The organism is Pseudomonas sp. NMS19W, from assembly GCF_051554255.1.
GTDB lineage: Bacteria > Pseudomonadota > Gammaproteobacteria > Pseudomonadales > Pseudomonadaceae > Aquipseudomonas > Aquipseudomonas kribbensis.
In genome coordinates this window covers 5,132,649-5,146,040 of the sequence record NZ_CP136718.1, presented here as the reverse complement: position 1 = coordinate 5,146,040, position 13,392 = coordinate 5,132,649, and the positions used below count along the sequence as shown (strand labels likewise).

12 protein-coding genes, 1 tRNA gene and 2 pseudogenes are annotated in these 13,392 nt (G+C 59.6%); 7 read left to right on the top strand and 8 right to left on the bottom strand.

Going from position 1 to position 13,392, the window contains the following annotated elements; all coding sequences use genetic code 11:
• Nucleotides 1-23 precede the first annotated feature (23 nt).
• Both R1A29_RS23510 and msrA read left to right on the top strand, forming a co-directional pair.
• A pseudogene (locus R1A29_RS23510) lies at nt 24-1,831 on the top strand (cytochrome c biogenesis protein DipZ).
• A gap of 15 nt (nt 1,832-1,846) precedes the next feature.
• Nucleotides 1,847-2,551, top strand: coding sequence for a peptide-methionine (S)-S-oxide reductase MsrA (gene msrA / locus R1A29_RS23505; RefSeq protein WP_114885387.1), 705 nt, complete (start codon nt 1,847-1,849; stop codon nt 2,549-2,551).
• 18 nt (nt 2,552-2,569) lie between these two features.
• On the opposite strand, the gene R1A29_RS23500 is transcribed toward msrA, so the two are convergent.
• The 3 genes from R1A29_RS23500 to R1A29_RS23490 form a co-directional block, all read right to left on the bottom strand.
• Complete coding sequence (locus R1A29_RS23500) at nt 2,570-3,085, bottom strand: DUF6622 family protein (RefSeq protein ID WP_114885385.1); 516 nt, start codon at nt 3,083-3,085, stop codon at nt 2,570-2,572.
• Nucleotides 3,086-3,148: 63 nt separating this feature from the next.
• Entirely contained in the window at nt 3,149-3,553 is a 405-nt protein-coding gene (locus tag R1A29_RS23495) for a GNAT family N-acetyltransferase (protein WP_438299737.1), read from the bottom strand.
• Between the two features lie 57 nt (nt 3,554-3,610).
• Entirely contained in the window at nt 3,611-4,516 is a 906-nt protein-coding gene (locus tag R1A29_RS23490; protein WP_438299736.1) for a LysR family transcriptional regulator, read from the bottom strand.
• Nucleotides 4,517-4,618: 102 nt separating this feature from the next.
• Here R1A29_RS23490 and R1A29_RS23485 point away from each other — a divergent pair, with 102 nt between their 5' ends.
• Nucleotides 4,619-5,785: an aspartate aminotransferase family protein gene (locus R1A29_RS23485; protein ID WP_438299735.1), complete on the top strand. Its 1,167-nt coding sequence runs from the start codon at nt 4,619-4,621 to the stop codon at nt 5,783-5,785.
• A 314-nt stretch (nt 5,786-6,099) separates the two neighbouring features.
• Here the strand turns inward: R1A29_RS23485 and R1A29_RS23480 are convergent.
• The 3 genes and pseudogenes from R1A29_RS23480 to R1A29_RS23470 all read right to left on the bottom strand — a co-directional run bounded on the left by R1A29_RS23480 (nt 6,100) and on the right by R1A29_RS23470 (nt 9,320).
• Nucleotides 6,100-8,018, bottom strand: a pseudogene (locus R1A29_RS23480) (alkaline phosphatase D family protein).
• 72 nt (nt 8,019-8,090) lie between these two features.
• Complete coding sequence (locus R1A29_RS23475) at nt 8,091-8,834, bottom strand: hypothetical protein (RefSeq protein ID WP_438299734.1); 744 nt, start codon at nt 8,832-8,834, stop codon at nt 8,091-8,093.
• 132 nt (nt 8,835-8,966) lie between these two features.
• Nucleotides 8,967-9,320: a hypothetical protein gene (locus tag R1A29_RS23470; RefSeq protein ID WP_438299733.1), complete on the bottom strand. Its 354-nt coding sequence runs from the start codon at nt 9,318-9,320 to the stop codon at nt 8,967-8,969.
• Nucleotides 9,321-9,439: 119 nt separating this feature from the next.
• Between R1A29_RS23470 and R1A29_RS23465 the strand changes: the two genes are divergently transcribed.
• On the top strand, nt 9,440-10,186 hold the full coding sequence (locus R1A29_RS23465) for a hypothetical protein (protein WP_438299732.1): 747 nt from the start codon (nt 9,440-9,442) through the stop codon (nt 10,184-10,186).
• A gap of 15 nt (nt 10,187-10,201) precedes the next feature.
• Here the strand turns inward: R1A29_RS23465 and R1A29_RS23460 are convergent, their stop codons facing one another.
• Together R1A29_RS23460 and R1A29_RS23455 are read right to left on the bottom strand one after the other, a co-directional pair.
• Nucleotides 10,202-10,531 (bottom strand): hypothetical protein, encoded by a 330-nt coding sequence (locus R1A29_RS23460; RefSeq protein ID WP_438299731.1) that lies wholly within the window; start codon nt 10,529-10,531, stop codon nt 10,202-10,204.
• Between the two features lie 92 nt (nt 10,532-10,623).
• Nucleotides 10,624-10,708 (bottom strand) — tRNA-Leu (locus R1A29_RS23455).
• A 108-nt stretch (nt 10,709-10,816) separates the two neighbouring features.
• Here R1A29_RS23455 and queA point away from each other — a divergent pair.
• The 3 genes from queA to yajC are packed head-to-tail and all read left to right on the top strand — an operon-like array spanning nt 10,817 to nt 13,390.
• Nucleotides 10,817-11,881, top strand: a complete 1,065-nt coding sequence (gene queA / locus R1A29_RS23450; RefSeq protein WP_085709388.1) for a tRNA preQ1(34) S-adenosylmethionine ribosyltransferase-isomerase QueA — start codon at nt 10,817-10,819, stop codon at nt 11,879-11,881.
• A 14-nt stretch (nt 11,882-11,895) separates the two neighbouring features.
• Nucleotides 11,896-13,011: a tRNA guanosine(34) transglycosylase Tgt gene (tgt, locus tag R1A29_RS23445; protein WP_162803510.1), complete on the top strand. Its 1,116-nt coding sequence runs from the start codon at nt 11,896-11,898 to the stop codon at nt 13,009-13,011.
• A gap of 43 nt (nt 13,012-13,054) precedes the next feature.
• A complete protein-coding gene (yajC, locus tag R1A29_RS23440) occupies nt 13,055-13,390 on the top strand; it encodes a preprotein translocase subunit YajC (RefSeq protein ID WP_065257675.1) in 336 nt (111 codons plus the stop codon).
• The last annotated feature ends 2 nt before the right edge of the window (nt 13,391-13,392 follow it).

The following is a 13,392-nucleotide window of genomic DNA, read 5'->3' as shown; positions in this document are numbered from 1 at the left end:
TTCACTCACTACAGGACGACACCATGTGGCTCTTGGTTCTCGCTTATCTCGGCGGTGTGCTGACGATCGTCAGCCCGTGCATCCTGCCGGTTCTGCCTTTTGTCTTCGCTCGCACCGGGCAGCCGTTTATCAAGAGTGGCTTGCCGCTGTTGGCCGGGATGGCACTGACCTTCGCCCTTGTCGCGACACTGGCGGCGGTGGGCGGCGGTTGGGTGGTGCAAGTCAATCAGTACGGTCGCTGGCTCGCGTTGCTGTTCGTTGCACTGTTCGGGCTGACGCTGCTGCTGCCGCGTCTGGCCGAGCGTCTGACCCGGCCACTTGTGTCCGCCGGCAGTCGTCTGTCGGAGGCCGCCGGCCAGGACAATCGTCCGCGTCCCGGCGCGTCGTTTCTGATCGGTGTCGCCACCGGGCTGCTCTGGGCACCGTGCGCCGGGCCAATCCTCGGCTTGATTCTGACCGGTGCCGCGTTGCAAGGGGCAAGCATCGCCACCACGCTGTTGTTGCTCGCTTATGCGGCGGGCGCGGCTACGTCGCTGGCTGCGGCGCTGCTGCTGGGCGGTAAGGTCTTCGCGCTGATGAAGCGCTCGATCGGCACCGGCGAGTGGATCCGCCGCGGGCTCGGCGCTGCGATGCTGGCCGGTGTGGCCGCCATCGCGCTGGGCCTCGACACCGGGATTCTGGCGCGGGTGTCGACGGCTTCCACCGGCGGTCTGGAGCAGGCACTGGTCGGCAAGCTCTCGGGGAAATCCCCCAGGGCAACGGCACGATGATGGCGCAGATTCCCGCAGCGGATGACGCGGCGAACGGCAGCATGATGGCTGCTGGCGGCGCGATGAAAATGGCCGCCAAGGCACCGGGCTCGTTGCCGGTCGAAGGTCAGTTGCCGCCGCTCGATGGCGCGGTGCAATGGCTTAACTCCGCGCCCCTGGATGCACAGGCATTGAAGGGCAAAGTGGTGCTGGTGGATTTCTGGACCTACTCCTGCATCAACTGCCTGCGCACCTTGCCTTACGTCAAAGCATGGGCCGAGAAGTACAAGGATCAGGGCCTGGTGGTGATCGGTGTGCATGCCCCGGAATTTGCCTTCGAACGTGATGTAGGCAATGTCACCAAAGCCATGAAGGAACTGGGCATCAACTACCCGGTGGCCATCGATAACGACTACAGGATCTGGCGCGCTTTCAACAATGAATACTGGCCGGCGCATTACTTTGCCGACGCCCAGGGGCGCATTCGTTACCACCATTTTGGCGAAGGGGACTACGCCGAATCGGAACGCGTCATCCAGCAACTGCTGCGTGAGGCCGGTGCGAAAACCGTCGCCGACGGTTTGATCAATGCCGATGCCCAAGGCGTGCAGCTGGCCCCGGACATGAATCAGGTGCTGTCGCCGGAAACCTACGTCGGCTACCAGCGTGCGGAACATTTCGTACCGGAAACCAGCCTCGTGCCTGACAAGGTGGCGGCTTACACGACGCCGACCAACCTGGCTCTGAATGACTGGAGTCTGGGCGGGCAATGGGCAGTCGGTGCCGAGCGCGCCACCGCCAGTGCGCCGGCCAGCCGTATCGTTTACCGCTTCCATGCCCGCGATCTGCATCTTGTGCTGGGGCCGGGAACGGACGGCAAACCGGTGCGCTTCAAAGTGACCATCGACGGTCAGGCGCCGGGCGATGCCCACGGTGTCGACGTGGCGCCCGACGGCAGTGGTCGGGTCACCGAACAGCGTTTGTATCAATTGGTGCGGCAAAACGATGGGGTTAAGGACCGAACCTTCAGCATCGAGTTTCTCGATCCGGGCGTGTCGGCCTACGCCTTTACCTTCGGCTGATCAGGAGTGCGTGACATGAAAACTCGAATTATCTGGCGTCGTCTGTTGTTGGGCGTCGCGGCGGCCGGGGTGATCGGTCAGTGCTCGGCATTTTCCTTCGGTGCCGAGGAAGGCGTGGCCATTCCGCCGCCGGCTCTTGATGAGAACACCCAGGCACACAGCGAGACGGCAGTCTTCGCTGGCGGTTGTTTCTGGGGCGTGCAGGGTGTTTTTCAGCACGTCAAAGGTGTGCAGAAAGCCGTCTCCGGATACGCCGGCGGCGCGGCGAATACAGCGGAGTATGAGCGGGTCAGCGAGGGCGATACGGGCCATGCCGAGTCGGTGCAGGTCACCTTCGACCCGACCCAGGTCAGCTACGGCAGCCTGTTGCAGATCTACTTCTCGGTGGCCCACAACCCGACCGAGCTTAACCGTCAGGGGCCGGACAGCGGCACTCAATATCGCTCGGCGCTGTTCCCGGTCAATGCCGATCAGCAACGCGTTGCGCAGGCCTATATCGCTCAACTCGATGCGGCGCATGCCTACAGCAAACCCATCGTGACCCGACTGGAAACCTACAACGGCTTCTATCCGGCGGAGGACTATCACCAGGACTTCCTCACCGAACACCCGACCTATCCGTACATCGTGATCAACGACCTGCCGAAAGTGGCGCAGTTGAAGCAGCTGTTCGCCGAGCGTTATCAGGAGAAACCGGTGCTGGTGAAAAGCGGGTCGTGATCACCGGTTGGGCAATGGTTATTGTGCGGTCACTGGCGACTGTCGGGCGGCGAGGGTTCGCAGTGCCCAGTAGAGCTTCAGCGAGCGGGTGCTGATCAGGCCGCACATGAAACCCGAGACCGTGGACTTGAGCAGCAGCATGTCGGGGGAAGCGGCCAGCTGCGGATTTACCGCATCCTGATAGCCGAAGTAATAGTTCGCGAAAAAGAACATCAGGAACATGATCAGGATTTTCACGGTGCCCGGCATGATCAACCCGGTCGCGGTATCGTCGAGTGCCACGCCCTTGCGGGAAAAAACCAGCCAGGCCGAGAGGCTGCCCAGCAACAGCGCGCCAAACCAACTGCCAAGGAACAGGACCGGGTCGATCGTCAAGTTCACGGAGTACAGCGACCACGCAAGAAACGCCGGCGGTGTGATGAGCATCGAGAGACGGCTTTCACGGCGGGGAGAAAAAGCCTTGATCCCGAAATAAACCACAAGCAGAAAAAATACGTAGGCCCGAATCGGAGTGTTTTGCAGAATCGTGAGCATCGCGCAGCATCCATGCTGAAAAAGGGGAAGGTGGATAATAGTCGGGACCGTAGCAAGTGCCCGTTATTTCAATCGCGGGCGCTCCATTGCAATTACCGAGGTTTCAAATCCCAGGCTGGCAAAAAATGCTTCTGCTCCCTCGCGCCCGGCCCGCAGTACCCAGGTGATGTCAGGGTTATCTCCCATTACATGTTCGACCAGTTTCCGGCCCACGCCTTGGCGTTGGTGTTGTACATCGACGACCACCATCGACAGATAGCCATTGGACAAACCATCGGTAATGCCCCGGGCGAAGCCGATGATCTGCTCGTCCAACCGTGCAACAGCCGTCCGCTGTGAGTTTTGAATCAACTGCGCAAAATATTCAGCGGAACCGACTCGATGTCCCCAACCGTGTTGCCCGAGAAACAACCGCGCCGACTCCGTTTCGGTGGGTAAAAGATCGCGTACCGTCAGAGCGTTTTTCATTGGGTGATCGAGTCCTTGATATCCAGAGGATTGCAATTGAACTGATGCCAAGCGTAGTCAGCTTTTCCCCCATGTCCGCATCGCAAACTCGACGAAGCGCCGAAGCTTCGGCAGCCGATAACGATCCTGTGCATACAGCAGATGCAGAGGACGGCTCGGTGGCTGGTAGTCGGGCATTACTGTGACAAGTTTGCCGTCGCGCAAATCCTGCTCCACCAGTGCATCGGGCAGCATCACAATGCCCATGCCGGTACGCGCCGCCTGATGCAAACCGGCTGAGGTGTTCATCAGCATCGGCCCGCTGACGTCGACCATGATTTCGCCGTTCGGGCCGCTCAGACGCCAGCGTTTTTCCACCGATTGCCAGTCATCGCCGGCGGGGTAGGCGAACGACAGGCAATCGTGTTGTTGCAGGTCTTCAGGCGTAAGCGGCATGCCGCGCCGGGCCACGTAATCCGGAGACGCGCACACGGTCAGGGTGTAGTCGATCAGGGGGCGGGCGATCAGGTTCGATTGCTCGAAATGGCCGAGTCGGAACGCGACGTCGAGACCACTTTCCAACAGATCCGGACGGCTGTTGGTCAGCACGACATCCATTCTGACCTGCGGGTACTGCAGGGAGAATTCACTGAGCGCCGGGGCCAGGCGTTCAACACCGAAGGTCAGTGGCGCGGTGATGCGCAGCAAGCCGCGAGGCTCATCCAGGGTTTGCTCGGCGAGGCGTTCGGAGTCTTGCACCAGCCCCAGCACTTCCAGACAGCGCTGGTAATAGACCGTGCCGAATTCGGTCAGCCGTTGACGGCGGGTGGTGCGTTGCAGCAGTTGTACGCCGAGGCGCTGCTCCAGTGCCCGCAGGTGATTGCCGACCATGGTCGTGGACATTTCGCACTGCAGGGCGGCAGCCGTCATGCTGCCGGTTTCCACGACCTTGACGTAGACGCTCATCGACTGGAACAGGTCCATTATCAAGTCCTGCTTATAAATGATTGAAGTTTTGCCGAGTTTATCCAGCTCTGGTGGCTAACCATACTGCAAACACACCGACCTTCACTGGAGTTTGAAGTCATGACCGCCGCCCTGATGAACACGTACCAACCGCTGGCCCTGAGTTTCACCAAAGGGCTGGGCACTCGTTTGTGGGATCAGGCCGGTCGCGAGTACCTCGATGCCGTCGCGGGTGTGGCGGTGACCAATGTCGGGCACTCGCACCCCCGGATTGTTTCGGCGATCAGCGAGCAGGCGGGATTGCTGTTGCACACCTCCAATCTCTATAGCATCGACTGGCAGCAGCAACTTGCGCTCAAACTGACGCAGTTGTCGGGGATGGAGCGGGCGTTCTTCAACAACTCCGGCGCCGAGGCCAACGAAACCGCGCTGAAACTGGCACGGCTGCATGGCTGGCGCAAGGGCATCGAACAGCCATTGGTGGTGGTGATGGCCAACGCTTTTCACGGCCGCACCCTGGGCACTTTGTCCGCCAGCGATGGCCCGGCGGTGCGCTTGGGATTCAACGAATTGCCGGGGGATTTCATCAAAGTGCCATTTGGCGATCTCGAGTCGCTGGAGTTGGTGCAGCAGCAACATGGCGAGCGGATCGTGGCAATTCTGGTGGAGCCGATTCAGGGCGAAAGCGGCGTGCAAATGGCGCCGCCGGGTTACCTGAAAGCGCTGCGCGAACTCTGCAATCGCCACGCCTGGCTGTTGATGCTCGACGAGATCCAGACCGGCATCGGTCGCACCGGCCGGTGGTTTGCGTTCCAGCATGAAGAGATCGTCCCCGACGTCATGACCCTCGCCAAAGGCCTGGGTAACGGCGTGCCGATTGGTGCCTGTCTGGCTCGCGGCCGGGCAGCGGAACTGTTTACGCCGGGCAGCCATGGCAGCACCTTCGGCGGCAATCCGCTGGCCTGTCGGGTGGGTTGCACCGTGCTCGACATCATCGAAGAACAGGGCTTGCTGGAGAATGCCCGGGTACAAGGCGAGCGTTTGCTCAGCCGCCTGCGGGCGGAACTGGCGGACAACCCGAATGTGCTGGCGATTCGTGGGCTGGGGTTAATGATCGGTATCGAACTGAAACAGCCAATCCGCGACCTGACCCTGATTGCCGCGCGGGATCACGGGTTGCTGATCAACGTCACTCGCGGCAAGACGATACGGCTGCTGCCGCCGCTGACGATTGATGAGCGGGAGGTGGGGATGATTGTGAGGGGGTGGGGCGGATGCTTGAGGTGAAGTAACTGTCGTGATTTGGTCCGAAGTGGTTGCCGCTTTTGCGGCAACCATTTTTCTCATCTGAGCAATTGAATTGAAGAGCCGCTGGGCGTTGGCTGGGGAACTCAGTAGGTACTCTGTTTCATCCATTACCTGAAATGCGGATTTCGGCCTTTTGGCTGTTTTTTCAGGCTCATCGTTGTTTTTGGCTTGCATCGACTGGCTCCAATTTAATTAGCAGCCAGTATCAAACGAAATTTCAAAAGACGTTTCTGTAAATCCAGTGATCCTTTTCCAAAGAGCCGTGCAGTTTCATGTAGGAAATTAGGAAGACCTTAATCAGGATAATCCGTCAGATCCGGCGCCAGCATCCGGGTCTTCGGCGCGCCGTTCGAGTTGTGCTGAATGATGTCCCGGGGCTGTCCTTGTTCATTGAAAAACACCTGGCCGATCCCTGCCGAATTCCATAGCCGTTCACCCGCTTCGGCATGTTCGGGAACGTACGGCACGATGCGCATGCGTCGGCGTTTGGTCAGCCAGTTCAGCGGCGAGCGGGGTGAGTAGAGCCAGCGATTGAGGCGGTCGAACCACTCCAGCAAGGTGGGCGGGAATTCGTTCTTGATGCCGCTGCTGGTGATCTGCCAGATGCGCGGACCAGCCTTGCGGTGTCGGATAAGTACTTCGTAAACGAAGGAATAATGCACATCCCCCGACAGCACCACGTAACTGCCGGGTGTACGGGTGTGTCGGAAAATATTCAGGATCACCTGGGCCGCGCCGCGATGGGCCATCCAGTTTTCCGCGTCCACCAACAAGGGATAACCGCACCAGCTAAATACTTTCTGCACGGTTTCGATCAGCTTCACACCGAAGATCGGTGCCGGCGAGACAATGATCGCCGACGGATGATCGAGCAGTTCCTGTTGCAGTTCGCAAAGGGCTTCCCAATCCAGCAAACCGGAAGGTTGCTTGAGCGCCATCTCGCTGCGCCAGCGGCGGGTGCGGGTGTCGAGCACCACCAGGGCCGGGCTGATCGGCAGCACGAAATGCCAGTGCTGAAAGCGCAGCAGCTCATCGATCAGTTCGTCCTGTACCGGGGAGTCGAGATAACGATCACTACCGCTTGCGCTCAGGTGCCGGGTTTTCTCCAGCAATTCGGTGAATGCATCCGGGTTGTTGCCCCAGCCCTGACACAACAGATAGGCGATCAGCGCATTGCCGATGATGCGTCTGGAGAACGGATGACCATAGGCGGTTTCTTCCCACTGTGCGGACAGGTTCCAGTCATCGGTGATGTCGTGATCGTCGAAGATCATCAGGCTCGGCAAGTGCGCCAACGCCCGGGCGACATTGCCCAGACCTGCCTTGAAGCCATCGATCCGGGACTGTTCCAAGGCATAGCGCTGGCGACGCTCGGGTATCAGCGCCGGCATTTGCGGGTCGATCAATGTCCACGGCGTCGGTGACCACACCAATAAGTACATGGCCATGACTTCGGCGAACGTCACCAGATGATTGTCGGCGCTGCTGCTGGTGAAAATCGGCTTGCGCGCGCCACCGAAAAATCGCTCACGCAAAGTCTCGTTGCTCTCGAGCGCCGGTAACAAATCTGCACGGTGGTAATAACTGGCCGGGTGCTCGTAGAGACGGGCGCTGTCGCTGACCACGGCGCCTTCGAGTTGCTCGCCGAACAGGCCGAGTCGCTCGATCAAGGCATGAATCGCCCGCAACATCGGACCGGCGACGTCATCGGCGTAAATCTGATCGCCGCTCATCATCAGCAGGGCAGGGCGCTGTTGCGGCTCGGTTTCAGCCGCGAGCAATTGATCGACACAGAGCAAACCGTCAGCCGCAGGGTGATGCGGTTTGCGGCACGAGCCGTGGAGCAGTTGATCGATGCGTGAGCGCACGACAAGGTTCGGCACGTGGCGCTGCCGTACAACAGATGCGGCGCCCAGTCGGCGACGGGATGTTGGCCATCGATCAACAGGTCGTAATCGACCTGTGTGTCAAAAGGCAGGGGGCTGTCGAGCGTGACGTCTATCAGGTGAATGAATGCATGAATGCCTACAGGAATGACCGTGCATTTCCCGGCATCCAGTGGCATGTCTCCTATGCCTTGCAGGCGCAAGGTCAGCGACAGCTCGCGGCTGCCGACCAGCCAAAGCACGATGCGTGTCGGTTCCAGCCGTCGCAAGAGCGGGCCGGCCAGTACTGGAGGCAGCGGAGGCAGGTCAGCAGAAATTCGAGACATCGGAGGGCAAAACTCAGGTCGCACAGGCTGGCGATGATAGCTCAGCCTGTGCTTTCAACCCTTAAGCGAGGCTTAAGAGTCCGACTTTTGCAGCTTCAGCGCCAACAGGCGCCATTCGGCAGGCGTCGCGTCGACTCTTGGCTGTTCCTGCACGGAGCAGTCGAAACGGTAAGTGACGTCGTCGCCGTTCATGTTCCGCGCGGTGACGGTATTGCTGAAGGTGTAGACCTGATCCTTGAAGCGTTGCGGGGTGAGGCTTTTGCTATCGGCAAACCGTGCAGACGCGGGGAAGCGCAAGGTACTGGTCACGAACGGGCTGCACATGACATACGCGAGCATCGACTTGTCAGCCTGCGCGTCGTTGCGCAGTTTTTTGCTCAGGGCTGTCAGAGCCTTGCGTCCCTGGTCGTCACTCTGGTCAATCACGGTTTGCACCGACATCGTCTTCGGCGCCCGACTGGCGTAGTTCGGCAGCAAGGCTGAGTCCGGCGGTGAGGGTTTGTCGTCTGGCTCGATAGCGGCAAACACTGGCGCGGCTTTCAGCGCAGCGGGGCTTGCAGCCGACTCGGCTTCCGGCAGCAACGAGGTTGGCTCTGCTTCCCGTGTCACAACGTTTTCAGTCTGCTCGGCTTCGTAGTGATGGGCTGACGGGAACAGTGAAAGCGTGATCGACAGCACCACCATCGCCACAATAAAGCCGCCCGCCGCACCGACCAGGTTGCCGTAAAACAGATGCCAGCTGCCGCGGTTTTTCACCACCCAGCGCCACATGAAACCCCAGGCCGCGACAAATGCCAGAAAACGCAGAAACTCCATTCGATCCTTTCCTTAAACCTGCAAAAACCTGAAAACGGTGCGTCGTAGAGAATGAGTCCTGACGGTAGGCGGCAAGATATCAAAATAGATTTCTGGTGCCACGAGAACCTTCATGCTCAGTGTCGATACCGATTACTTCAGTGCAAAAAACGCCAGCGCCGTAATGCCGGCCACTGTGCCGCAAAGGCCTGCCAGAAGCTGTCGCGCAATGAGGGGCTCGACTTGCGAGCGTCGCGCGACCAGCATCCATACACCGACCAGTGCTGCGGCGGTTGTCATCATTTCCAGCACTGTACTCATCAGTCCGGATACGTGCGGCCGGGTCGAACCGAACAGGCCGATGTAGAACTCCGAGACGACCAGACCTACCAGCATGCCGCTGGCAGAGCCCAGCAGATTGGCGAGAAACAGGTTCCAGGTGCCGCGATGTTTGACCACCCACACCCACATGGCCACCCAGGCTAAAAGACAAAACGCTGCATCCATCGCATCCCTCCTTTGGAGTCAGTAGTGGTCAGGCCCATGGCTCCCGGCCCAACAGTGGACGGCAAGATAGCAAAATAGTAGCTTCGCGCCACTTTCCTGATTCCTGTAATGGACTACTCATGTCAAAAGTCGCGCCCGCCCTGAGCCTGCTGTGTGCAATCACTTTCGCCAGCGCCATGACCCCGGCATTCGCCGCGTGGAAAGAGCACCCGGAAAACAGCTGGAAGTATTACCTCGCCAACTGTCAGCGAATGCAGCAAAAAATGGCCGACGTCCAGAGCGGTCGCGTGTCTGGCGCCTTTGAAGTGATGGGCGATCTGGAGAACAGCCAGGGGAGCATGAATGAGCACCGCTCGAACCTGCCTCCCCAATACCTCGCCTCCGGCGAATTCGCTCAGTGCGAAAACGTGGCGGCCGAGGCCGATGCGATGATTGCCCGTGGCAAAGCCGAGTTCGCCGACAGAATGAACCAGGCCGCCCAGCAAGGCCGCATCGCCCATCAGAACTCTCCTGAATACAAGCGCGCCCGTTCGCTCGGCTACAGCGACGTCGGCGAAATCTCCTTCCTGAAACTCCACGAAGACATGGACGGCGAAGCGCGACTGAAGACCATGATGATTACGGTCGACGCGGTGTGCGGCCGTCACTTCCGTGCCACGCAGTATGTGAAGCCGTACGTGATCTACACCGTGAATGCGTCGGATGGTGGTTGCGGAGAAGAAAAACGCGTGGCGGTTCTGGGTGGCAGACCGGTGGAGAAGGGCGACTACATCGATGAGCGCGGCATCTTTCAGTATGTCGGGTGGAAGAAACTGGTAGGGGCGGATGGGTTTCCGACCGAGATTCGGGTGGTGAAGGCCCGGTAGTCAACCACGGGCTGTTTACAGCACGTCTTTCAGATAACCCTTGAGAGCGAGCAGCGGCGCGTCAAGCTGCTCCATCGATCGTGCCTGGCTGAAATCGGCGGACAGCTTCTGCAATTCGCGTCCAAGCGGTTTGTCCACTCCGCCCAAGGCCTCCAGCGCCAGGCTCAGGCATTCATTCATCTTGAACTGAATAGCCTGGAGATCGCCCCGGCGCACCAGCAGTTCGAAAACGTCTTTCTCGTAATCGCCCATGACCAGATCATCCCGCAAAATCGGGCTCAGGCCTTCTTCCTCGTACGCGAGTTTGAGGGAGAACAGGGCGACTGTTTCCAGTGACGTTTCCATGCTGTGAACCTGTGTGAGATCTCGCCGGTCGGCCAGCGGCACTTTCCGGCAGGCGAAAAAAAGGCCTTGCAAAGCAAGACCTTTCTTAATTTTGGTGCCCCGAGGGAGACTCGAACTCCCACTCCTTTCGAAAACGGATTTTGAATCCGCCGCGTCTACCAATTCCGCCATCAGGGCTCAATGGCGGCGAAGTATAGAGAGGTGCCTACCGTTGGTCAATCACGTTTCATGGTCAATTTTCGATATTTCCGCTAGACTTTCCGGCCCTGCTAGACGAACCCCATCATGCGCGTTGCTGACTTTACCTTCGAGCTTCCTGATTCGCTGATCGCCCGCCACCCTTTGGCCGAGCGTCGCGGTAGTCGCCTGTTGACCCTGGATGGGGTCAGCGGCGCCTTGGCACACCGTCAATTCACTGATCTGCTTGAGCATTTGCGCCCGGGCGATCTGATGGTGTTCAACAATACCCGGGTGATTCCGGCGCGGCTGTTCGGGCAGAAAGCCTCCGGCGGCAAGCTGGAAATCCTCATCGAGCGGGTGCTCGATACGCACCGCGTGCTGGCCCATGTGCGTTCCAGCAAGTCGCCGAAACCGGGTTCGAAGATCCTTATCGACGGTGGTGGCGAAGCCGAAATGCTGGCGCGCCACGATGCGCTGTTCGAGCTGGGTTTCTCTGAGGAAGTGCTGCCGTTGCTCGACCGCGTCGGGCACATGCCGCTGCCTCCTTATATAGATCGCCCGGACGAAGGTTCGGATCGCGAGCGTTATCAGACCGTTTACGCCGAGAAGCTGGGCGCGGTGGCTGCACCGACCGCCGGGCTGCACTTCGACCAGACGCTTATGGAAGCGATTGCCGCCAAGGGCGTCGAGACTGCATTCGTCACCCTGCACGTTGGCGCCGGTACTTTCCAGCCAGTGCGCGTCGAGAAGATCGAAGACCATCACATGCACACCGAGTGGCTGGAAGTCGGCCAGGACGTGGTCGATGCCGTTGCCGCTTGCCGCGCCCGTGGTGGTCGGGTGATCGCCGTCGGTACAACCAGCGTGCGTTCGCTGGAGAGCGCCGCCCGCGATGGCGTGCTCAAGCCGTTCAGCGGCGACACCGACATCTTTATCTACCCGGGCCGGCCATTCCATGTGGTCGATGCCCTGGTGACCAATTTCCATTTGCCCGAATCCACGCTGTTGATGCTGGTTTCGGCGTTTGCCGGTTACCCGGAAACCATGGCCGCCTATAAGGCCGCCGTGGACAACGGTTACCGCTTTTTCAGCTACGGTGATGCGATGTTCATCACCCGTAATCCCGCACCGACTGCCCCTGAACAGACAGGCCCAGAGGAAACAGAATGAGTCGCGAATGTCGCATGTCCTTTGAACTCCTGGCCACCGATGGCAAGGCCCGTCGTGGTCGCCTGACCTTCCCCCGTGGCACCGTCGAGACCCCGGCCTTCATGCCGGTGGGTACTTACGGCACGGTCAAGGGCATGTTGCCGCGTGATATCGAGGCGATTGGCGCGGAAATCATTCTGGGCAACACCTTCCACCTGTGGTTGCGCCCGGGCACTGAAGTGATCAAGGCCCACGGCGACCTGCACGATTTCATGCAGTGGAAAGGCCCGATCCTGACCGACTCCGGCGGTTTCCAGGTGTTCAGTCTCGGCGCCATGCGCAAGATCAAGGAAGAGGGCGTGACTTTCGCCTCTCCGGTCGACGGCTCGAAAGTGTTCATGGGCCCGGAAGAGTCGATGCAGGTCCAGCGTGACCTGGGCTCGGACATCGTGATGATTTTCGACGAATGCACCCCGTACCCGGCTGACGAAGACGTCGCCCGCGTGTCCATGGAGCTGTCGCTGCGCTGGGCCCAGCGTTCGAAGAATGCCCATGGCGACAACACGGCGGCGCTGTTCGGCATCGTTCAGGGCGGCATGCACCAGGACCTGCGCATGCGCTCGCTGGAAGGCCTGGACAAGATCGGTTTCGACGGCCTGGCCATCGGCGGTCTGTCGGTAGGCGAGCCGAAGCACGAAATGATCAAGGTGCTCGATTACCTGCCGGGCATGATGCCGGCTGACAAACCTCGTTACCTTATGGGCGTTGGCAAACCGGAAGATCTGGTTGAGGGTGTGCGCCGCGGTGTGGACATGTTCGATTGCGTGATGCCAACCCGTAATGCCCGCAACGGGCATCTGTTCATTGATACAGGCGTGCTGAAGATCCGTAACGCGTTCCATCGCCATGATGATTCGCCGCTGGATCCGACCTGCGATTGCTATACCTGCCAGAACTTCTCCCGCGCTTATCTGCATCACCTGGACAAGTGCGGCGAAATGCTGGGAAGCATGCTCAATACCATCCATAACTTGCGCCATTATCAGGTGCTGATGGCTGGTTTGCGCGAGGCTATTCAACAGGGTACATTGGCCGCCTTTGTCGATGCCTTCTACGCCAAACGCGGGCTCCCCGTTCCGCCTTTGGACTGAGTTTTCTGACCCCAAGATTCAACATTTGCAACTGGAGTGCTAAATGAGCTTTTTTATCTCTAACGCCATGGCTGACGCGGCTGCACCGGCTGCAGCGCCTATGGGCGGCGGCTTCGAGTGGATTTTCCTGGTCGGCTTCCTGGTCATCTTCTACCTGATGATCTGGCGTCCACAGGCCAAGCGCGCCAAAGAGCAGAAGAACCTGCTGAACAGCCTGCAGAAGGGCGACGAAGTGGTCACCACCGGCGGCATCGCCGGCAAGATCACCAAAGTGGCCGATGACTTCGTGGTTCTGGAAGTTTCCGACACCGTGGAAATGAAGTTCCAGAAGGGCGCCATCGCCGCCACGCTGCCAAAAGGCACGCTGAAAGCGATCTAAGG